The sequence below is a fragment of the Bacillus cereus group sp. MYBK227-1 genome, from assembly GCF_051916325.1.
GTDB lineage: Bacteria > Bacillota > Bacilli > Bacillales > Bacillaceae_G > Bacillus_A > Bacillus_A cereus.
The window spans coordinates 18,122-38,758 of sequence record NZ_JBQAGK010000004.1 but is presented as its reverse complement, the minus strand read 5'-3'; the positions used below and the strand labels follow the sequence as shown (position 1 = coordinate 38,758).

Sequence of the window (20,637 nt, the reverse complement as noted above, 5' to 3'; positions counted from 1 at the left end):
ATTTAATAAATATACGAAAAGGACACACCTAACGTACCAACCATGGTATAGGTGTGTCCTTTTTTATATTCTAGGAGGAAAATACAATGAAATTAAAGAGAAGTGTATTATTAACGCTATGTACTTCAACGATACTGATGGTTCCAAATATAGTAAGTGCAAAAAATGCTGATGTACCTTTTTATAATGGCAAGGATGATACGCTTATTTCATCTAATTATTTGCAAATGCCAGGTAAGTTTTTTCGTCCTGGGAGTGGATTTGAGCCAGTAAAAACATTATATAAAGCTGATGTACATTACCCAGCAGTCTATGATGGTTCTTTTAATTGGCATAATCCAAGAGAAAATTTAGTGCAAAGCGAAGATAGTTCAGAAGCTTTTATTCGTATTGCTAATGAAGGTTATTTTAATAGTTCAGTTGTTGTTGGTGACAGGATGGTAACCGAAATTGAACATGTAAATTCATCTGTTATTAAAGATAAGTATTGGGGGAATCCAGATTTTGTTTTAAATAATATGATGCGCCATAGACTTCTTGGCTCTATTACATCAAAAAATATGGGAGAGTTTTATTGGATTAGAGACATAGCCTATCTTTCTGGTGGATACGCAGGGGCTGGTGGTGTAGAAGGTGTGAATAGGTATAGCTTGTGGTATGTACGCACAAGTAAACCTCAAATAAAAGATTTTAAAGCTACGAGTGGGAAAAAAGATATACCCGTAAAATTTACATTTAACGGTTTTGAATATGTAAGTAAAAATAAAGGATACAATGACCGAGATCCTAATGGAACAACAGTTAATCCTTATCAAAAAGCTGCTGGAGAACGGAACCGAGTTAAATGGATGTTAGATATTACAAAAGATGGTGAAACCGTGTATCATCAAGAAAATTACCTGCGTTCAACTCCGCAAAAGGATAATCAAAAACTCAATGAAGGTGATGCAGGGCAATTTAAGTCAGAAGAACTAAAGTGGCAGCCACAAATGTGTGGTCGATATACTGCAAAAATTAAAGTCCTTGATGCTGTTCAGAGGGAATCAAACGAGAAAACTGTTGATTTCACCATAGATGGTAACTGTGGTACTGAAGTAACACCTACCCCAGATCCTGGAGATGAAGATGATTTTAAGTATAAAATTGATTTTTCTGCTGATCGAATTGAAGGAGAAACGGCAAGAGAAGGAAAGGATATTAAAACAAGAGTAGATGTATCACGTGATAATTTTAAATCAGAACGTGACCAATATAGAGAAAAGGTAAATAATAATATTAATAAGTCCCAGCAAGAAGTAAATAGTTCTGAATCTGATAGAGATGGTGCGCAGTCTAGTCTTAGTTATTGCCGTCGTAATCCAATTTATGAGGTAGATGCAGAAGGGAACCATCACTATTACGATAGAGATTGCTCTTGGGAAGAAAATAAACTAGATAGTGCGGCAAGTAGGCTAGATAATGCAAGGCAGAAACTAGAAAAAGAGAAGAATAAAATTAAAAAGTTAGACGTATTAGAGGAAAAATATACAAATCCTGAAACAGTAGTTGTGTTAAAACATAACGGACAACAAGTCGCATCACAAAAGGTAAGATTAACAGAGGGAGAAAAGAAAACCCTGAAGCTTGACTGGCAGCATAAGGGGAGAGGAACAATTCAAGCAGAAATTAATCCTGCTAGTAATCGCCTAGACATAGAAGAAACCACATACAAAAACAATCCTATTAAAACAGCTATCTATGCACCATCTCATGAAAAAGGAATGTGCGGTGTAACGAGTGTAAAAGGTGTGGTAGAAACAGTAAGTGAACGTGTATCAAAAGAAGACACAGTGGGAGAAATGTTCTATGAAACATTAAATGGAGGTATTGATGATCTATCACCTTCTAAGCTTCATAGTGGCTATGGCTTTTCGTATCAAGTAAATGGAACATATAAAAATCAGTGGAATGAAAATTATCCTGGTGTATTTACAGCAGCAACGGCACAATATCCATTTGCAGATGAAGGGCTAAAAACAGCACAAGATTTAGAGGCTGTTTCTAATACTGGATTAGCATCCAAATTCCAACCTAAAAATATGTATATGTCTGAAATAACAGGACATGTTTTCGATAGCAAAAGACCAACTAAGTCTCTATATTGGGATGGTCAAGAAAAAATTATTGATGGCCAACGCAAATGGTATGCACCATTAAAAACGAAAGATGGGAAATATGCGTTCAATGTTGAAACAAAACCAGCAGGTATAAATGAAATGAGCTTATGTCTGACAAGTGAGGTAGAAATTAAAGGGGTCGCATACGATGACTTTAAAAAGAGAAGGGTGCTTGCAGATCTTCCATTTCCTGTACAAACACCAGGCTGGAACTGGGTTGGAAAGGAACATATTATTACTGATTTATCAAACTGGTACTATATGAAGAATAGAAAATAGTTAAGTAGTATTGTATAATAGGTTGAATCGACACAATAATATATCCATCTTAAACTAGTAGCTGAATGGATAAACCAAAGGCACATCCCTTAATGGGATGTGCCTTTTTTTCATAGAAAGGGGAAATTAGAGTGGATAAAAAGAAAAAACAACGTGTTAGACGTTTGATTATTATGGGGACTGTCGCAATTATTGTATCGCTATACATTGGAAACGAATTTCAGGATCGGAATGGGAAGAGTTATGCTCCCGCAAAGTATTTTGAAACAGGAACAAAATTGATTTCGTTTTAATAATAATTGTGTCTCTTTCATCAACTATCGTGAAAAGTATTTCTATGCTAGCACTTCTTTTCTCCATAAAATGAAAAAGAAAGGATAGCAACCGACCACCTAGGAATATTCGGTTGCGTTAGATTAATTACAACATATTTTTGGTATGCTTAATAGGTTATAAACCTTGTTATAACAGAGTTTTTGGAGGTTTTTTAATTTGTAGATTACGTGTTTTTAAATAGAAAAAACAGATATTTTTTAGAAATGATTGACATGAAACTATATATATCATAATATTGAGATTGTAATATTAAAGAAAATAAATCCAACATTTTCATATAGACTTTAGATTAGCTAAAAGGACACACCTAAGGCGTTTTACGCCATAGGTGTGTCCTTTTTTGCGTTTAAAGGCTACATAAGGAGGAATATAAACATTGAAGCCGTCTAAGTTTCAAAAGAAGCAGATTACAGCGGTAGGTTTAGCTGCTATAACAGTAGCGGGTATCTATGGATACAATCATTTTGCAGTAGAAAATGCAGTGAAACCAACGAAAGTTGTGGTAGCAGCAAAGGATATACCTGCGCATACAGAGATTAAAGAAGAAATGCTAGTGGAACGAACATTACCTGGTGATGGGATTCCTCCAAATGCATTACGCGTAAGTAAAAAAGAGGTTATAGGTAAGTGGACAAATGATGGGCAGCCCATCACCGAAAATAGCTATCTTTTTAAAAATAAAGTAGTAAAGAAAGAGGAGTTAGCTGACTCTGCAATTTTAAATTTGAAAGATGGAGAAGTTGCATTCCCGTTACTCGTTGATTTGGAAACAAGTTCAGGTAATAGTATCATTCCTAATACCTATGTGGACTTGTATTTCAAACAAGTTGTGAAAGACGGAGACAATGAGAAGGTTGTATTCGGTGGTCTTTTCCAACGTGTACGTGTGACTGCTGCAAAAGATAGCAATACAGAAGATGCATTTGTATTAGAAAAGAAAGAATCAAAAGAGGAACAAGAAGGAAAACAAAAGCCAAAGGTAACGCGATTATATACACTGGCTGTTTCACCTGAACAGCTTCAATACTTAAATCGTGCAAAAACACTTGGAGATGTAATTCCTGTTGCAGTCGGACAAAAAGTAGAACAAACAGGGAAAGAACTAGAACCAGCTGAAGGATTCTCGCAAATATCTGATCAAAAGAACATTTTAGACTATATAGAGAAGCATTCGACCAATCCAATTTCTAAAAATGTAAAAGAGTATGTAGCGCAGTATCTGAACGAATCTAAGTAAGAAAGGAGTTTTTAGGATGGATAGGCAGGTAAGAATTATTGCTTTTTATGCCACAAATGAAAACGTAGGAAAAAGCACATTAAGTATTACGATGGCAAATCAGTTAGCTCATCTAGGAAAAAAGGTGCTTTATGTAGAAGCGGACCAAGTAAGGCCAAACTTCGCGGTTGGAACAGGTCTTAGCCATGAGAGTAAAAATATGCTAGGGCTTGTAAGAAAAGAAAATGAATACGATCTCTTGCAGTATATTTGCACAAAGCAAGATTTACTAGAGAAAAAAGTGAATCCAAGGTTGATGCAAAAATTGCACGATAAAATGGATTTTCTAGTATTTCCATCAGGCTATAGCTTAGCTCAATTCCCTGAAATTCAAAACAAAGAATTGTTTGTAACGACATTTTTCGAATCACTTGTAGAAACAGAATATGACTACATCATTCTATCGGTACCAACTGAATTATCCGAGATACTGAGTTATCCAATCCTATACAAATCAGACCTTGTTGTTCATGTGCTAAATGGCAACCCTCGTGGTGCGCTAGCAATTAAAAGAGAATTACAACTAATAGAAGAAGCAAAGCTAACATTGCCTTGTATGATTCATGTTTTAAATATGGGAGATGAGGACTATGTAGAAGATATTGAAAAGCTTTCTTCCCAAAAGATTGCGGTGACAATTCCGTATGACAGGGATCGTACGAGTTATGAATGGGGGATGCAATTTGGTTCCCCGCAAATTAATGCTAAGGTCCATCACATTATGGAAGCAGCTGGTCTTAATATTCCATCCCAGCAATCCTCTATGAAAAAGGGTCTCTTTGGTTTACGAAATTAAAAAGGAGGCATGTAATATGTGGGGCTATTTACAGGAAAAACAAGTTGCCTTAAAGCGAAATCGAGTGGATTTATATCACTTTGGTTATATGATTCGTTCCAAATCAGCTCGAAAGTTAGGAACAACTACAGCTCAACAAATTAAAGATATTACAGATGAAATTCGTGCATTTTTAGTAAAGGAACATCGTGATATCTTAAGTGAATCCTTTATGAATAAAGAGAAGAGAACAGCTGTGGAGCAAATTATTAAAAGCTTTTTACTAAGCAATCAAGTCGTTGTTTCAGATGTACCTTCTGAACAGTTACTAAATATGGTGTGTGACGAAATTGTTGGATTTGGGATTATAGAACCGTTAAAAGAAGATAAGGATGTAACCGATATTTATATCAATGGCACAAAAGAAATTATTTACGAAAAAATTGGAGAGGGAGAATGTACATTTCCTTACCGATTTGAGACGGAAGAAGAAGTGAAAGCTCTAGCTTATAAGATGGTAAACAGTACATCAGAGTCATTGAATACAGCAAAGCCATATGTGGACTGCGTATTTCCGTATATACGTATCAATATTGCGTTAGATGAACTTGGGGGACTCGGAACAACGATAACGATTCGTAAGAATGCGGATCACCTTCGTGCTTCTGAAGAGCGTATGTTATCTACCAATCAAGCATCGAAAGAAATGTTGAACTTTTTGGCTGCATCTGTGAAAGCCAAAATGAATATTTTAGTTGCTGGAGCCACGGGTACAGGGAAATCAGAGTTTATGAAATATCTTGCTTCTCACATTCCGAAAGGAAAGAAAAAAGAACGTACTCTTGTAGTAGAAGATAACCCTGAATTATATTTGCATCGCATTTTTCCAGAACATCATTTTGTTCCGATGCAGTGTAGGGCATCGGAAGTAGAAGAAAATGCAATCGACTTTGATAGATTGTTAACAAATGCTTTACGTCAAGGGCCAAAGCGATTAATTGTAGGGGAATCGAGGGGGAAAGAAGCGTTAAAAATGATTAACTTTTTCCAAACAGGACATCCTGGTTTCACCTCTGTCCATGCAAGAAGTGCAAAAGAAGCAGTTAGGCGTTTAATGCTTATGTGTCTGCAAAGTGGTGCGAATATTGATGCCCAGTATTTATATGAATTGATTTCACAGACATTTGATGTAATTGTCTTTTTGGAAAAGAAAGATGATGGAAATCGTTATATTACAGAGATGATTGAATTGTTGGATTATCAAGATGATATACAGTTCAATCAGCTTACTCAATTTATTCCGTCGGGTGAGGAATACGATGAAATGAATGAGAGAGTAGGAAAGATTCATGGAGATCATATCATTACAGCAAAAATGTCAGCTGAAATGGAGAAGAAATTCCGTTCTTCTACTGTAAATCCAGCTCTTTATGCGCCATTCCTTTCACAACAGGAGGTGCAGTATGCATAGTTTATTGGCTTATGGATGTATATTTTTAATCTTTATTAGTGTTGGATTGCTCGTTTTACTTTTTACAAAATCTAAGGGTTCTGCTCTCTCTCAATTTGTACAAGAAAACGAGAAAGAAGAAAGGCGCTTGGAATTAAGAAATATCAAAGGTATACGAATGTATCTGCCACAATCCGTTATCCAAGAAGCCCAAAAGTACGAATGGAAATTGACGAAAAGTATGTACTGGATATATACGATTCTTTCTGGGATGAGTATTGCAGTAGTATTCTATTTTTCTTTTGGTAGAGATCCTTTTACACTGATTACCGTTTTATCTGGATTTTTAGTTCCAAGGTTTCTTCTTTATCGAAGAAAAAAACGTTACTACTTGGTTGTCATTGACCGTCTTTCTATCTATATGAAAGCTGTAGCAAATGCACTTCAAATTAGTAACAATGCAAAACGGGTGTTAGTTCAGGTGAAACCAATGATGCATGAAAGCATTCAAGAAGAAATAGAAAAAGTTTCTCTTTTATTAGAAGGTGGAACCACAATGCATCGTGCATTTAGAGGATTCAATGAAACGTTTAACTTTAGAGAATTGGTTTTCTTCCATGAAATGTTGGAAGTATGCAGTCGAGAAGGTGGAACAAATTCAGTACAAGTCTTACTAGATATTGCAGAAGATTTTGAAAAACAAAAACTATACCTGGCAAGATTGCGTTCTAGTTTGTCGCAAGCACAACGTGCTTTTGTACAGAACTGCTTAATCGTCATCGCTATGCCGATTGTTATTATGTTGATGTCAAAAGAAGCATATGGATTTTTAGCAGGTTCTATGATGGGGAAAATCGCGTTATCGGTAAATATGTTAATTGTTTTTTTCTTAGCAACCCGTGTAGAAAAGATTGCAAATTATAACCCAACAGAAAGAGGGGAATAAAGTGGCTACGATTTTAGCTGTAGTGGTATTCGTTGTCATGTATTGGGTATTCTCTACCTTTCTACAAAGTAAAAAAGACAGCGGTAGCTTACTTACGAACTATGTAGAAAATGCAAAACGAATTGAAAAGAAGAATTTAAATCAAATGATGCTCGCTCCCTTCCAGTCGTTATCACATAAGTATCTGACAGAAGAAAAGAAAGAGCAGATTCAGAAAAAATTAGAAGAAGCTGGCCTGGATACGAAACCAGAAGAATATTTAAAAATGAAGGTAGCATATCCCATCATTTTCACCTCTGTTTTCTTGATATGTACGGTGTTCCATGATTACTACTTATTTAAAGTGGGTGTTTTGGTTTCACCGCTGCTTTATTTCTATCCTAATTATCTATTAAAGAGAAGAATCAAGCAGGCGATAGAAGCTAGGAAGTTCGAATTACCAGAGTATCTAATTCCTATGCTGCAGTTGTTAAAAACACATACAACATTAGAAGCAGTAAAAAAGGCGCAAATATATGCTGGAAGACATCTTCGTCCGTATGTATCTACACTTACTGCGGAATTAGAAATGTATGCAGGATCGGATCAACCATTTCGAAACTTTGCAGCAGCCTTAAATAGTCCAGAAGTAAATACCTTTACGATTGCATTGCAACAAGCGCAAAAAACGGACAAGGTACAGAGTCTTCGTATTATGGATGCACAGATTAAAATGATGCGTGAGTTAAAACATGAGAATTATAACCGTCTCATTCAAAATAAGCCAATGGAAATGAATAAATTTAACGTGGCTGTTATTGGTTGTATTGTGATTTATCCGATGGTGATTGTTATTCAATCTTTAATGCAAGGATTTGCAAGTTTATAGAAGACATTATTAAAAATGGAATAGGAAAAGGAGTAATACACATGTTAACAAAAATGAAGAATTGGTTAAAAAACGAAGAATCACAATTATCATCAGAAAACGGTATGTTAATCGCCTTGGCGGTCATTATCGTATTAGTGATTGGCCCGTTTGTATGGAAAGCAATCCAAGGTGGTTATGATACGATTCTAGCTCGATTCACAAAAGCATCAAATAATGCTGATGTAAATTCTTGGAATAAGTAATAAAGGTTTTAGATTAATGATGTTTGTAACGTATAGCTCAAATAAATAGATAAGGGGAATTTAAATATGTTATCCAAAATGAAGAACTGGTTAAAAAATGAGGATTCACAGTTATCATCAGAAAACGGTATGTTAATCGCTCTGGCAGTAATTATCGTATTAGTAATTGGCCCATTTGTATGGAAGGCAATCCAAGGTGGTTATGATACAATCCTGGCACGATTCACAAAAGCATCAAGCAATGCAGACGTAAGTTCTTGGAATAAGTAAGAGAAGATTTTGATAGGTAAATTCTTATTTTAATAGATTTTTAAAATTTGTATATAAGGGAGATAAAATGTAATGTTAGCAAAAATGAAGAATTGGTTAAAAAACGAAGAATCACAATTATCATCAGAAAACGGTATGTTAATCGCGTTAGCGGTGATTATTGTATTAGTAATTGGCCCGTTCGTATGGAAAGCAATCCAAGGTGGTTATGATACAATTCTAGCTCGATTCACAAAAGCATCAAGCAATGCAGATGTTGATTCTTGGAACAAAAAATAAATATAAAAATAAACGAGGGGGCTACTCTAAAAGTGGTTCCCTTTTTTACACAGTATTTTTATATGAAATTAAGAGGGGAGTAAAGAAAATGAGCCTGTATATCATGGGATTATTTCTAAGTTATATGGTACTTAATGTATTTACCGACTTAAAGTATAGAAAAACAAAAAATATATGGCATTTCATTTTTTTAATAGTAGGTTTAGGTATCACGTATTTTACTGGAATACGAACGGGAAAAGAGATTGTAATTGTACTAACTATGGCCTTAGTATGTGGCTTATTGTTAGAGACATTTAAATTTTCTTCACCCGGTGATACAAAAATGCTTGTGGTGGCAGCTCTATATGTTAGCAATGTAGTAGAAGAATCGGCTATACTTACCGCGATTACATTAACAGCTTTCCATTTACTATTCTTTTGGATTGCTAGTGTTTATCGATTAATTAAAATTTTAGGGTTTGTAGGAGCGATTAAAGACCAATTGGAGCATGCTGCGTCTATATTTGGTGTGAAACTGCCTAAGAAAGAAATAAAGCTAATACAGAGCTTTCCTGGGGCTTGTTCTATTTTACTAGGGGCGATGGTTTATATTGCGTTCACTATCTATCAAAATGGAGGTATCTTGGCTTGAACAGTAGAATCATTCATCAAAGAGAAACCTATATTTACTTTACAATTTTTACGCTAACAGGCGTTATTATTTTAAACATGTTTATTAACATATTGTTTGTATTAGCATATCCTTTACTGATAGGATTAATTGTGCAGGTTATCTTGTTGCAGAAGATAAAGAAGCCATTTTATCGGAGCGGGAAAGAATTAACAGAACAGTTAAAACTAAAAAATATGTTTCTAGTAGAATCAAATATTTTAGGAGATGAAGAAGGAACAGTTTATGAGGTGCATCAAATGCCTTTTACAATCTCTAATGGATTAATTAATAAAGATAAGACTTATAAAGTGATAAAACAAGAGTATGAGAGAAAAGTCAAAGAGGATTTAACGAAAATTTCTAAATGGCAAGTTACAACAAAAGCTAGACTTGTTACGACAACTCATTTTCGTTTATATACAATTTGGCAGAAAAATAGTACAGGCTATCAGCTAAAGAAGTTAGAAGATTGTATAGATCCATATGCCAAGATGAACTTTATTCAATGGATAATTGCTTCATTCTGTACGACTGGCCGTTTAAAGTATGATAAGAAGCCTAAAGAATGGGAAAGTTACGAATGGATAACCTTAAAATAAAAAGACAAAAGTTATAATACTTTTGTCTTTTTTTCTTACTATTTCTTCTAACAGTTTCGTGAACTATACATGATTTTTAGCAAGTTCTATAAATGCTTGATATTTTGTTACTTTACTAATATCAAGTCCGAAATCGAAAGCATCTATTTCTGCATGATAACCGTAAGATACTAAGCCGAAATCTTTATGTGAATCAGGGAAGTAAATAAGTACTTTTGCAATTTTATAGTCTGTTAAATTTAATAATTCATACATTTTAACGATTAGATATTTGCCAATTCTATTAATTGCACTTGTTCCGCTTGTGATGTTAGAAATCCCATCATAAATGTGTAATGTATGATTTTCACTTTCGAAGATAAATAAAAAAAGACACCCAAAGGTGCCTTCCTGCGACTTGAACCATCTTAATTTTAATAATATGTATTGGACGCCAATCCAAAGATAATTCTAACATGTTTTCATATAAATGAAAGCGAATTCTTTAACTTACTTAATTACTTTGTCCATAACTTCTTTATATTTGTTAAATTGTGCATCTTCCATATCACCATTCATTTGTATAAGGAAGTTCCCTTTTGCGTAAGTATGAGAGAATAGCATTTGATTACCATTACCTAAATCGTCATAGTATTTCTTAGCTTTTTCAAGATCTTCTTTGTTTTTAAACTCAAATATTCTACCACCACTATCTTCACCTAATGCTGGAACAAGAATGCGCTTTGCTTCTTTTCTAGTATTTCCAAATTCTTTTTCTGGTAGGTCACTAGGATTGTCAGCTTCTAATCCTGCAGCTTTAAATTCTTCAATTATCTTACCAACCGTGACATTACTTGTCATTGATTTAACGCTGTCACAAGCGGATAAACCAAATAATAATAGAGCTCCAATAAGTAATACTGCTAATCTTTTAAACATAGTTGTTCATTCCTCCTAATGTAAATAAATCCTTAAATATAATAACAAACTATTTATCTTTATATTGTCATGTATTGTCGAACGGAAATAAAAAAGAGAGCTGGATCCTTCAAGGGCCATCTTGGAATTCAATACCACAATTCATTTTTGGGGAGTGTATTCGAGAACCTTTTATTTTTGAATTATAAGAGTGCTCTTACATTTACGACAAGCAATCTTCTCTTCCTCAAAAATGAATAAATTCTCAGCATCACATTCTGGGCATACAACCGCAAATGGTGTTTTTATATTTTTATAACATAGGAAAGACATGACTGCCAGGAATAGAGCAGGTATAACAAGCATCATAAGTAAGAATAGGCCCGCAAAAACGCCTGCAATTATGGAAAGTGGTTTCATTAGTTTTCTACCTACGGAGTTTACTTGATTATCCTTTTTACGAAAAGCAGTAACAAGGTAAGTTTGGGTTTCTTTTACTGGCTCAAATGCATTTACCGTATTGTAATCTTGTTCATCCATAGTGGGATAGGAAGTGTTTGGTCCTTGATACCCTCGTTGTATATAATAGTTGTTTGACTCAGATATTCGTGGCGTATACGAGATTCCAGTTCCAGGTATATAAGTTGTTGTTCTTGATTCAGGTGGAATGGAGTTCCCTCCTGTACCTGTGTATGTAAAGTTAATTTTCACACCCGGGGAAACTTGGATAATTCTACGAAACTTATAACCCATAATATTGTATCCTCTCCATCTAATTAATATAATCATTCACTAATTATAACAAATTTTTAACTTAAAATTAATATATTAAATTAAAACAAACTAATAAAAAAGAGTAATATTGAAGTTGACTAATTTAAGGCGTTTTAGGAGTCCTTTTTTATAAAAAAAACACCCTAAGGTGCCTTCCTCTAACTTGGACTATCCTGTATTAATGCCATATTGGTTAATACATTAAATTATAAAAATAATTCATTATTCTTCCATGTACTCTAGCTGATATAATGTATAAGGAAATTATTAGTTAATTAATACTGCACATATATTATAAGGGGAGGCAAATAAGTTATGTAGATATTGTTAGAAATTTTTTCTGCTATATGTGATTTCTTTTATGCTGTACAACGGACGAAAGAAGAGAACAAGCAAAATAAGGAAGGTACTAGTAGTATGGTCTATGTTTTTTCCGTACTCGTAATTGTAGTAATGATTCTTTTTGCAATGTCTGCAACGCAATAGATGTTCAATCAAGAAGAAAGTATTAGAGAAAACAAGATAGTGAATAATATACATAAGCATCTCACCATCTCCATAGGATGGCGAGGCTTTTTAATGTACAAAAAAAAGACACCCAAATAAGAGTGTCTTTTCCCATAGTTTTTAGCAGAAGCAAGAAGCTCCGACAATAATTAATAAAATAAATAATACAACTAATAAAGCAAATCCTCCTGCAAAGCCACAGCCGCCACCGCAGCTACCACCAAAGCCCATAATAATTCCTCCTTTAAAGAGTAGGAGAAAAATAAGGAGTCACTCATGTATTTTAATGGATTCAAATTACTTTATGTTTTTATGGATTAAATGAGCATGGCCTTTTGAAAATAAAAAAAGACGCCATAAAGCGCCCCCCATTTGGGTAAATAAGAAGTAAGGTTTCCATTTTAATTGAAAAAAATAGAACAGGTGCTTAGATTTTATCACGATTTTTTGCTGAATGAACATGCATTATTACATACAATCATAAATTCCTCTATTTTCCATTTGATAAAGCATGTTACCAAGAACTAAATAAATATTTCTAAAAATTAAAAATATTTACAAAAATAACAAAAGTGATACATTTAAGGTGCAAGTTATAAAAAACTATTAAAGGGGGATTTATTATGTTCAAGAAATTAGTAGTTGGAGCATTAGCAGCTGGTATTGCATTGACTGGAGGAATTGGGGCTGCGTCAGCAAGTACTGAGAATACAGCAAGTGCAACACTTGCTAATGAATGTTGGGCTTTTGATAATATTACTTATCTCGGGGATAATAAGTATGGAAAAACTTAATATAGTGATAATTAGATTTTTTTCTGATTCATATGATGAGCAAGTTTGTGGAGGAACAATGTATTGGTATTTTAAAGGTCTTAATAGTAATGGAAGGGCTATTTATGAAGGACGACTTGTAAAATAATTTTTTTAATTATTTCACAAGTACGAAATCTATTAATAGATTTCGTATCAACAGATAAAAATGTGATAATAACAAAAGAAGACATCGATTAAGATGTCTTCTTTTACTGGTACACTTGGTGTATGGTATAAACAGCACCATAGTGACTTTGATTGCGATGTCATTTATAGTTAGGTTAAACGGTTCAAAATTAATGATGATATTCACTTACCTTCTTTTTAATCTTATTATTTTTATAATGCATTTCTAATATTTTGTCCGCAATAAAAAAGACACCCAAAGGTGCCTTCCTCCGACTTGAACCACATTAATTTTAATAATATGTATTGGACTCCCATTCAAGTATCATTTTTCTCAATGAATGATTGGTATATTTTAGGGTGTTTTTTACTATTTTTATGTTAAGATATTTTGGTTGATATTCATCTTATTTTAGGAGGTTGGAAGATCTGTTACATGCTTTTCATATGGATTTTAGTTTCTATACAGAAAATATAAAAGTTTTAGGGTTATTAGGGAATTCTACTCGATTATCAATTGTTTGTAAATTGATTACATATGGATCGTTGTCGGTTTCTGATTTAAGTAAGCAAACAAGAATTACAGAGGATTTGATTGTACAACATTTGCGTAAATTAGCCTTTGGAAATATTGTAATTAGTGAACGGATAGGGAAAAGGCTTTATTTTAAAATAAAAGATAATAAAACAATTGAGATTATTAGGGTATTAGGGTTACAAAGTTAAATTTAATTACTTTCGCTACAAGTGATTTTGCTATAAATTAATTGTGCAAAATTACATTTAGCTCGCCTACGGAATAGGTGGGCTTTTTTATATTGAGAAAAAGAAAAGACACCCAAAGGTGCCTTTCTCCGACTTGATAACCATATTTTATGTATTAAAGGTAATCATATAATTTTGAGAAAATATACGTTTACACAAAAAAATAACTGGCCTCCTATTTATTAAGGAAGCGGTTATTGAAATTATTTATTGATAGTAAAGAAGTCATTTTTTACAAACTCACTTTTAATATATCCTACTGCAATATAATTACCTGCATCATAAGCATCTGTAATTTGCGCTTCAAATGTTGCAAAATTTTGCATTGAACCGTAATCATGTTCTTGTTTCCAGTTCATTGTTTGATAACGAGCTAAGTTGCCACCCGGTAGGATTTTGAAGACTTTAATTTGGTCTTGAGATGTGAATGTATTTGTTTCCCAAGGTACAGTAATAAAAATAGGACGACCACCAGTTTTATAGCTGGCTTGCATATTGTGTGTGTAAATGCTAGGCATCATTTTAGCTCCAACTTCCACGTCAAAAATTGTTTTAAAGCCCCAGTCCTCAGTTGTTACTGCTTTTTGTACACTTGTTGCTGCTGCCGCTGGTTTTGCATCAAGTGTGCCAACTGCTGATAACCCCCCTAATGCTAAAGCTCCGACTAATACTAATTTTCCTAATTTCATTAAAAATACCCCTAAATATTTCTATAATTATAAATAATTACTATATAATGATATAATTATTTGTATAATATTTCAAATATTTCTAAAAAAAGTTATAAATATAAAAAGACACCCATATATGAGTGTCTTTTCCAATAGTTTTTTTAGCAGAAGCAACTGCATCCGATAATGATTAATAGAATAAATAATACAACTAATAAAGCAAATCCTCCAGCGAAACCGCAGCCTTTATCGGAACTACCACCATATCCTATAACAATAGTGCCTCCTTTAGATTAGAGGATAAAACTAGGGTTCATTCCACGTAATTTAATGGGTGCACACTACCTTATGTATTTAGGAATGAATTGGGCAGATATTCTTGAAAATAAAAAAAAGACGCCATAAAGCGCCCCCCATTTGGGTAAATAAGAAGTAAGGTTTCCAAGATAACTGAAAAAATAGAACAGGTGGTTAGATTTTATCATATTCTTTTGCCCAATGAACATGCATTATTACATATCATCGCAAACCCCTCTATTTTCCATTTGATAAAATTAAATCCCAATATTGTTAATGATTAAATAAATATTTCTACAAATTCAAAATATTTATAAATAATACAAAAGTGATACATTCAAGGTGCAAGTTATAAAAAATATTTAAGGGGTATTTAAGGGGGATTTATTATGTTTAAGAAATTAGTTGTAGGAACATTAGCAACTGGTATCGTATTAACTGGAGGGATTGGAGCAGCATCAGCAAGTACAGAAGGTGTAGATAATACTAAAAATTCAGCGCCAATTATCCAACGTACCCAAATACTTAAAGATGATTTCAGTCTGATAAATGGTGAAAGAGAAGTATCGTTCGAGCATGTAAAAAAAGCGGATATGAGAGTTCATATGACAAACAATACTAAAGGTACACTTCACTGGTCTTTAAAAGACTCAAAAGGTAATGTTATTGGTTCTGGATCGTTAGCAGCAGGAAAGGGTTTTACAAATACGTACAATACTCTTTCAAAAGGTAAATATAAGCTTAAAGTTACTCACAGAAATGGTGGCTCTGGATCATTCTATGCAGCTGCTCGTACTTTAGACTAATATACAAAGAACCATCTTAAATATATTGAAGAAGAACAATGGGGGAGTTTGAGGATAAAGGAGTTTTGTTATAATATCATCGCACGCAAATGCAAAATCAAAAATGGCCTACCTAGGGAAATAGGTGGGCTTTTTAATGTAGAAAAAAAGACACCCAAAGGTGCCTTCCTCCGACTTGAACCACTTTAATTTTAATGATATGTATTGGAATCTCATCCGAATATTGTTTTAACGTATTTATCCATATTTTTGATTGCGAAAAAATGAAAAGCATAATATCTTATTACTGCTTGTTCATAGCTTTTATCTGTTCTTCATACACATATTTAGTCGTCATGAAATCGTTAGGGAAGTCGTTAATCGCTTTCTTCATAACGTTTAGTTCTTCCTGAGATTTGATTTCAATACCATTTATATAATCAAACGCCTTAGACTGTTCATCTGCTACGTAATTCTGTGTCATGTAATCATCTGGAAAGTCTTTCTTTGCTTTTTCTTTGACGGCATTCATAGCAGCTGTTTTATCGATATTTTTTATAGGATTTGTAAATCCCGATGCAGATTGTTGAACATCTTGTTTGGGTTGTTCTGGTTTTATTTCTTTTTTGGTTTCGGTTGGAGTTGTTATAGCTTCTTCTTTGTTGTTTTTTCCACCAACAACAACAATTACGACAACGGCAATGATAAACCAAAACCACCACTTTGTATAAAAAGAGTTTTGCATAATTCGTTTCCTCCGATTATAGGGAATGTAGAATTTCTCATCCAAGCATAACAAATCTCGTTACAACTATTTTGTTGTATCATGTCGAACGAAAATAAAAAAGAGAGTACCAGTCTCTCCTTTTTATCTATTAGTAAAAAAATAGTCACCTATATGGTAGATGTTGATATTGGTGATACTGTTGATATGATTGAAAATGTTGTGTCGGTATACTATAAGGATGAGCATATGGATCTGGTGGTGGATCTGGTAGTGGAATATGAGTATGCCACCACCACCATGGTATTTCATGTGTCCAAGGTTTAGGGATAGTGGTTAACATAGGACTCTGTCTATAAAAATATCCATTCAAGTTCCTTCCTCCTAACATAAATTTGATATTTATTTGATGTATTATATCTAATTGGGAACATTATGGATAATTGTCCCTTTAGAATTGGGGGAACATCTAAATGACAAAAAAAAGAGAGTAATTTGCTCTCTTACTGCATTTGGTAAAATTACGAAAGATTTTATCTGTAGATATTGGAAATGATTTCTTTTATGATGAAATTAAATCATAGTATATCCTTGTTGTTTTGTAACATTTTCACGTACAATGAAACTTGTTTTGTAAAACGGCCTGCTGACGTCCATCAATCTCCTCATAAGCTTTTTGGATGTCATTACAAAATATAAAATTATTCACTAATCGAGATAAAGAAAACATTGATATCTTACCATAAAAAAAGACACCCAAAGGTGCCTTCCTCCGACTTGAAACACTTTAATTTTAATAATAGGGATGCACTTCAAGATAGACAGCTTGCTTTTATTCTGTATAGTTAACCTCTGTTGATCATGTTTGTTTACAATCATTCGTAACTGTTTATTACCTTGCTTATAGATGTAAATTTCAGTCCCACCAACTCCCACTTGTGCATCCGAGGGTAATGGAAGAATACTGTCATACTTCATAAAATCCGATCCAATCACAATTTTGTTAGCTACTTCCTGGCTCAACTGGTGACTTTTGTTATATTCGTCGTCCGGTGCCTTCTGTTCTGCTTCAATCTTTTGCTCATTTTCCCATTCTTTTTGAACATGTTCACATGTTATTCTAACTTCTGGTGAACCGCAAAGTTCAGGTTCTTCTTTCTTTTGTTGCTTCACTTCACGTTGCTTTTGTGCTTGTGCTGTTTGTTGTTTACGGGCTTGTTCCTGCTCTTGACGTTGCTGTTCTTCTTGCTTTGCCTTTTCTTCGGTCTTCTGGGCTTTCTCCGCTTCTTTTTGTGCTTCAGATTTAGAGTCATTAGAAGTACTTGCTGTTTCGTTAGATGAGCATGCTGCTAATCCCATAATCAAAGCGCAACTTGTGAGTGCGATTAATAGTTTATTGTACATAATATGTAACCCCCTAGGATCAAAAATGTAAGATTTCTCATCTAATGGTAACAAACAAATCATTTGTATATTGTTATATATTTTCGAAAGGAAATAAAAAAGAGAGCCAAGGCCCTCTATACCAACTACTAATAACCATAGTCACTACTCTCATAGTAATATGAATTTGATTCACCACAACAAATACATGTTGTTTGTTGGATAAATAATGGACTAAGTTCAGCGTTAGCTGTAGTGGCATTTGAGAAAGTAATACTTTGAACATCCTCAAATAAGAAAGTTTTTATATCTCCTGGTGTTAATGTAATTGTTTGTGGAGTTGTGGAATTAAATGTTCTAATAGTCAATGTAACAAACGCAGCAAATACAGGGCTAAAACTAAAGCGAATTAGAGTTTTATTGTGATTAGTTGTAAAATTTTCAAATAGGGTAATTGTAGAACCGGGTGGAATTTCAAGCCTTGTAGGGGTAGTTTCAGAGCCGAAAATTGTAAATGTTTCTATGAAACAGTTATTGGAGTTTGAAGAGTTACATGATTTATCTTTTTTCTTGTAATATTTCTTTCCATCTTTACAGAAATAATCTGCCATATCTCATCATTCCTTTCAAAAAAGAGTTTAAAGTTGTCCCATATATATTATAAAGATTGTATAAAAAGGTTCTAGTTTAAAAAGAGTAAATAAAAAAGAGAGCCGAGGCCCTCTTCCTTTAAAAGTTACTGTATCTGTAATAATCCGCCCGAGTTTACTACTCTGTTTTATCAAGATCAGCCGATAATTTCTTCAAAATATCACGTGCTTCTTTCTTCTCTTCATCTGTTAACTTAGCAGTCTTACTCTTTGCTTCAAGTGATTTAAGTACTTGCATGTATGTACTATCTTTAGTACATACAGTGTCTGTATAAGAGTCGCCAATAGCTACTACTGAATAATACGTTTCATCAGGAGCATAGTAATTTATTTTTGCCACATATCCAGCAGCGTATAAAGTTCCGTCTTTATCAATGCTTATAGAATTATTTGAAGAACCGACATGGAATAATGAAAATGGCATTTTCCATTTTAGTGTTCCATCTGGATTTACTGCAAATACTTCTCGTTCTGACCTAACATAAACTACACCATTTTTATCTATTACTGGTGAGTTCACAATAACCTGAGTACCCGTTGAGTATTTCCACTTTAATGTATAGTCTTGATTATATGCAGATAACCCGCTATTTCCGGCTATATAAATTGTTCCATCCTTCGAAGAGATTGTAGGAGCAGCTTTTGAGTTTATATCATCTTGTCTCCACTGCTTTATTGGATTTCCATTTTTGTCAAAAACATATACAACAGATCCACCATTTATATATAACTCACTATTTAATCCTAAAGAAAAACCAGGGTTCCCCCCATTCCCGCTAAACTTTTTATTCCATAATTCCTTGCCATTCTTATCATGAGCATAGAGAAAATAGTTTTGACCACTTGAAAGCAAAGTGTAAATAGTTCCGTTTTTTGACACTAATGTAGAATTCTTGCTATCGGTAGCTCCTATAAACATCTCATCTGATACCCATTTCTTTGATCCATCCGATTTATAAGCAGTTATTGTTTTTGAGTTATATACATAAACTGTACCGTCACTGTCTATAATGGGAGTATTATAAGTATTTGCATCTTTAACTTGCCATTTAATCGAACCATCAGGATTTAAAGCAGTTAGTTTTCCGCTTGTAACATAAATTATTCCATCTTCCGCTATAACTGGTGTACTACTTAAGTATGCTACATCATCTTTAATCCATTTAATTGAACCATCTTTATTTAACGCATACAATTTTCTATTGTAGTTTCCAATATAAATCGTCCCATCACTTCCTATCGCTGGCTGAGACTCCATCAATTGAGTACCACCATCTTTTGCATAAAGCTTGTACTCCCATTTCACTTTACCTGTTTCTGTTCCAGCATACGGTGAATTCCTATTCCAGTTCTGTCCAAAAGGAAAATCAGCTTTCAAATCATATTTACCTTGTTCAAATTGCTCACCTTGTGTACTAGTGGTTTCTGCTTTTGTCATTGAAGTAGGATGTAATCCTACCATCAATATAAACAGAAGCATCATTAGCATAAATTTCTTTTTCATAATATACCTCCTATATGTAATGTGAATTATTATATCATATTAAATCGATTTAAGGATTTACAAGGCGGGATATCATAAATAAAAAAAGAGAGTCGTAACTTTCACTGGTCAATACGATAAAATAGGCATCAGGGTACTTCATACAGAAAAATGCACTATTGCATATCCTTATCCGTAAGTGCGAGAAAGCATTGATGTACAGCTGTTTTTACTGAAGAAAAAATTGAATGGATAAGAAAACACTACAAACCAGGCCACTCTAAGTATGGACCTAGAGCAATGGCTAGAACATTCGGAACATCACATTCAACTATAGGGAAGGTTGTAAGAAATGAGACATGGAAGCATGTGTAACGAGCTTCTAACAAAACGCGGAATCATTCCAGAAATGGATAGGGAGGCGGTTTAAATTATGGAAGAAAGCACAATATCACTGTTAATTGTATCAGCAGCGATATTGTATTCGTATACCTGGTACACCGAATAGATGTCTGGGACAAAAAGACAGGGTGGTCACGGAATGACAAATAAACAGCAGTGTGATGAATATGAACGTAAGAAAATCTTGTGCATTATAAAGGATTTAAGATCAAAGGGTGTACATA

At 33.8% G+C, this 20,637-nt stretch carries 27 protein-coding genes and 1 pseudogene; 16 read left to right on the top strand and 12 right to left on the bottom strand.

Features of this window, described 5'->3' with window-relative positions; all coding sequences use genetic code 11:
- The first annotated feature begins 86 nt into the window (after positions 1–86).
- From ACTFRM_RS19270 to ACTFRM_RS19215, 12 genes are all read left to right on the top strand, one after another.
- Positions 87–2,435 (top strand): hypothetical protein, encoded by a 2,349-nt coding sequence (locus tag ACTFRM_RS19270; RefSeq protein WP_173601056.1) that lies wholly within the window; start codon positions 87–89, stop codon positions 2,433–2,435.
- A gap of 131 nt (positions 2,436–2,566) precedes the next feature.
- Positions 2,567–2,728: a hypothetical protein gene (locus ACTFRM_RS19265; RefSeq protein WP_000358421.1), complete on the top strand. Its 162-nt coding sequence runs from the start codon at positions 2,567–2,569 to the stop codon at positions 2,726–2,728.
- Between the two features lie 419 nt (positions 2,729–3,147).
- A complete protein-coding gene (cpaB, locus tag ACTFRM_RS19260; protein ID WP_173601057.1) occupies positions 3,148–4,008 on the top strand; it encodes a Flp pilus assembly protein CpaB in 861 nt (286 codons plus the stop codon).
- A 16-nt stretch (positions 4,009–4,024) separates the two neighbouring features.
- A complete protein-coding gene (locus ACTFRM_RS19255; protein ID WP_173601058.1) occupies positions 4,025–4,843 on the top strand; it encodes an AAA family ATPase in 819 nt (272 codons plus the stop codon).
- Positions 4,844–4,859: 16 nt separating this feature from the next.
- Positions 4,860–6,293: a CpaF family protein gene (locus ACTFRM_RS19250; protein WP_173601059.1), complete on the top strand. Its 1,434-nt coding sequence runs from the start codon at positions 4,860–4,862 to the stop codon at positions 6,291–6,293.
- Positions 6,286–7,218 carry a type II secretion system F family protein gene (locus tag ACTFRM_RS19245; RefSeq protein WP_065705178.1) on the top strand — a complete coding sequence of 311 codons (933 nt, stop codon included), beginning with the start codon at positions 6,286–6,288 and terminating at the stop codon, positions 7,216–7,218. Before ACTFRM_RS19250 ends, ACTFRM_RS19245 begins: the two co-directional genes overlap by 8 nt.
- Position 7,219: 1 nt before the next feature.
- Entirely contained in the window at positions 7,220–8,086 is an 867-nt protein-coding gene (locus tag ACTFRM_RS19240) for a hypothetical protein (RefSeq protein ID WP_440043494.1), read from the top strand.
- A 41-nt stretch (positions 8,087–8,127) separates the two neighbouring features.
- Entirely contained in the window at positions 8,128–8,331 is a 204-nt protein-coding gene (locus ACTFRM_RS19235; RefSeq protein WP_000956361.1) for a hypothetical protein, read from the top strand.
- 66 nt (positions 8,332–8,397) lie between these two features.
- Positions 8,398–8,601 carry a hypothetical protein gene (locus ACTFRM_RS19230; RefSeq protein ID WP_000949460.1) on the top strand — a complete coding sequence of 68 codons (204 nt, stop codon included), beginning with the start codon at positions 8,398–8,400 and terminating at the stop codon, positions 8,599–8,601.
- 72 nt (positions 8,602–8,673) lie between these two features.
- Positions 8,674–8,880, top strand: a complete 207-nt coding sequence (locus tag ACTFRM_RS19225; protein ID WP_000879958.1) for a hypothetical protein — start codon at positions 8,674–8,676, stop codon at positions 8,878–8,880.
- Between the two features lie 88 nt (positions 8,881–8,968).
- Positions 8,969–9,514 (top strand): hypothetical protein, encoded by a 546-nt coding sequence (locus ACTFRM_RS19220; protein WP_440043493.1) that lies wholly within the window; start codon positions 8,969–8,971, stop codon positions 9,512–9,514.
- Positions 9,511–10,134 (top strand): hypothetical protein, encoded by a 624-nt coding sequence (locus ACTFRM_RS19215; RefSeq protein WP_065705174.1) that lies wholly within the window; start codon positions 9,511–9,513, stop codon positions 10,132–10,134. Before ACTFRM_RS19220 ends, ACTFRM_RS19215 begins: the two co-directional genes overlap by 4 nt.
- 63 nt (positions 10,135–10,197) lie before the next feature.
- Here the strand turns inward: ACTFRM_RS19215 and ACTFRM_RS19210 are convergent, their stop codons facing one another.
- From ACTFRM_RS19210 to ACTFRM_RS19200, 3 genes are all read right to left on the bottom strand, one after another.
- A complete protein-coding gene (locus ACTFRM_RS19210) occupies positions 10,198–10,389 on the bottom strand; it encodes a hypothetical protein (protein WP_440043492.1) in 192 nt (63 codons plus the stop codon).
- A gap of 234 nt (positions 10,390–10,623) precedes the next feature.
- Positions 10,624–11,052 (bottom strand): hypothetical protein, encoded by a 429-nt coding sequence (locus ACTFRM_RS19205; protein ID WP_000476455.1) that lies wholly within the window; start codon positions 11,050–11,052, stop codon positions 10,624–10,626.
- Positions 11,053–11,223: 171 nt separating this feature from the next.
- Entirely contained in the window at positions 11,224–11,784 is a 561-nt protein-coding gene (locus ACTFRM_RS19200) for a DUF4236 domain-containing protein (protein WP_000540764.1), read from the bottom strand.
- A gap of 345 nt (positions 11,785–12,129) precedes the next feature.
- Here ACTFRM_RS19200 and ACTFRM_RS19195 point away from each other — a divergent pair, with 345 nt between their 5' ends.
- Positions 12,130–12,291, top strand: coding sequence for a hypothetical protein (locus tag ACTFRM_RS19195; protein ID WP_000889654.1), 162 nt, complete (start codon positions 12,130–12,132; stop codon positions 12,289–12,291).
- Positions 12,292–12,432: 141 nt separating this feature from the next.
- On the opposite strand, the gene ACTFRM_RS19190 is transcribed toward ACTFRM_RS19195, so the two are convergent.
- Entirely contained in the window at positions 12,433–12,543 is a 111-nt protein-coding gene (locus ACTFRM_RS19190; RefSeq protein WP_000505681.1) for a YjcZ family sporulation protein, read from the bottom strand.
- 392 nt (positions 12,544–12,935) lie between these two features.
- Here ACTFRM_RS19190 and ACTFRM_RS19185 point away from each other — a divergent pair, with 392 nt between their 5' ends.
- Entirely contained in the window at positions 12,936–13,106 is a 171-nt protein-coding gene (locus tag ACTFRM_RS19185; protein WP_440043595.1) for a hypothetical protein, read from the top strand.
- A gap of 594 nt (positions 13,107–13,700) precedes the next feature.
- The gene (locus ACTFRM_RS19180) at positions 13,701–13,979 is read left to right on the top strand and encodes an ArsR/SmtB family transcription factor (RefSeq protein WP_002183137.1); all 279 of its coding nucleotides are present in this window, start codon (positions 13,701–13,703) and stop codon (positions 13,977–13,979) included.
- Between the two features lie 242 nt (positions 13,980–14,221).
- Here the strand turns inward: ACTFRM_RS19180 and ACTFRM_RS19175 are convergent, their stop codons facing one another.
- Both ACTFRM_RS19175 and ACTFRM_RS19170 read right to left on the bottom strand, forming a co-directional pair.
- The gene (locus tag ACTFRM_RS19175) at positions 14,222–14,707 is read right to left on the bottom strand and encodes a DUF5065 family protein (protein WP_440043491.1); all 486 of its coding nucleotides are present in this window, start codon (positions 14,705–14,707) and stop codon (positions 14,222–14,224) included.
- 143 nt (positions 14,708–14,850) lie between these two features.
- Complete coding sequence (locus tag ACTFRM_RS19170; protein ID WP_440043592.1) at positions 14,851–14,961, bottom strand: YjcZ family sporulation protein; 111 nt, start codon at positions 14,959–14,961, stop codon at positions 14,851–14,853.
- A gap of 414 nt (positions 14,962–15,375) precedes the next feature.
- On the opposite strand from ACTFRM_RS19170, the gene ACTFRM_RS19165 reads away from it, so the two are divergent.
- Positions 15,376–15,792, top strand: a complete 417-nt coding sequence (locus ACTFRM_RS19165; protein WP_440043490.1) for a hypothetical protein — start codon at positions 15,376–15,378, stop codon at positions 15,790–15,792.
- Positions 15,793–16,075: 283 nt separating this feature from the next.
- On the opposite strand, the gene ACTFRM_RS19160 is transcribed toward ACTFRM_RS19165, so the two are convergent.
- The 6 genes and pseudogenes from ACTFRM_RS19160 to ACTFRM_RS19135 form a co-directional block, all read right to left on the bottom strand.
- The gene (locus ACTFRM_RS19160) at positions 16,076–16,516 is read right to left on the bottom strand and encodes a hypothetical protein (protein ID WP_440043489.1); all 441 of its coding nucleotides are present in this window, start codon (positions 16,514–16,516) and stop codon (positions 16,076–16,078) included.
- Positions 16,517–16,661: 145 nt separating this feature from the next.
- The gene (locus tag ACTFRM_RS19155) at positions 16,662–16,868 is read right to left on the bottom strand and encodes a hypothetical protein (RefSeq protein ID WP_098664429.1); all 207 of its coding nucleotides are present in this window, start codon (positions 16,866–16,868) and stop codon (positions 16,662–16,664) included.
- Between the two features lie 205 nt (positions 16,869–17,073).
- A pseudogene (locus ACTFRM_RS19150) lies at positions 17,074–17,183 on the bottom strand (XRE family transcriptional regulator); the annotation flags it as partial.
- Positions 17,184–17,203: 20 nt separating this feature from the next.
- Entirely contained in the window at positions 17,204–17,899 is a 696-nt protein-coding gene (locus ACTFRM_RS19145) for a hypothetical protein (protein WP_440043487.1), read from the bottom strand.
- 128 nt (positions 17,900–18,027) lie between these two features.
- Positions 18,028–18,489 (bottom strand): hypothetical protein, encoded by a 462-nt coding sequence (locus ACTFRM_RS19140; protein ID WP_000796351.1) that lies wholly within the window; start codon positions 18,487–18,489, stop codon positions 18,028–18,030.
- Between the two features lie 157 nt (positions 18,490–18,646).
- Positions 18,647–20,032: an outer membrane protein assembly factor BamB family protein gene (locus tag ACTFRM_RS19135; RefSeq protein WP_440043486.1), complete on the bottom strand. Its 1,386-nt coding sequence runs from the start codon at positions 20,030–20,032 to the stop codon at positions 18,647–18,649.
- Positions 20,033–20,637 lie beyond the last annotated feature (605 nt).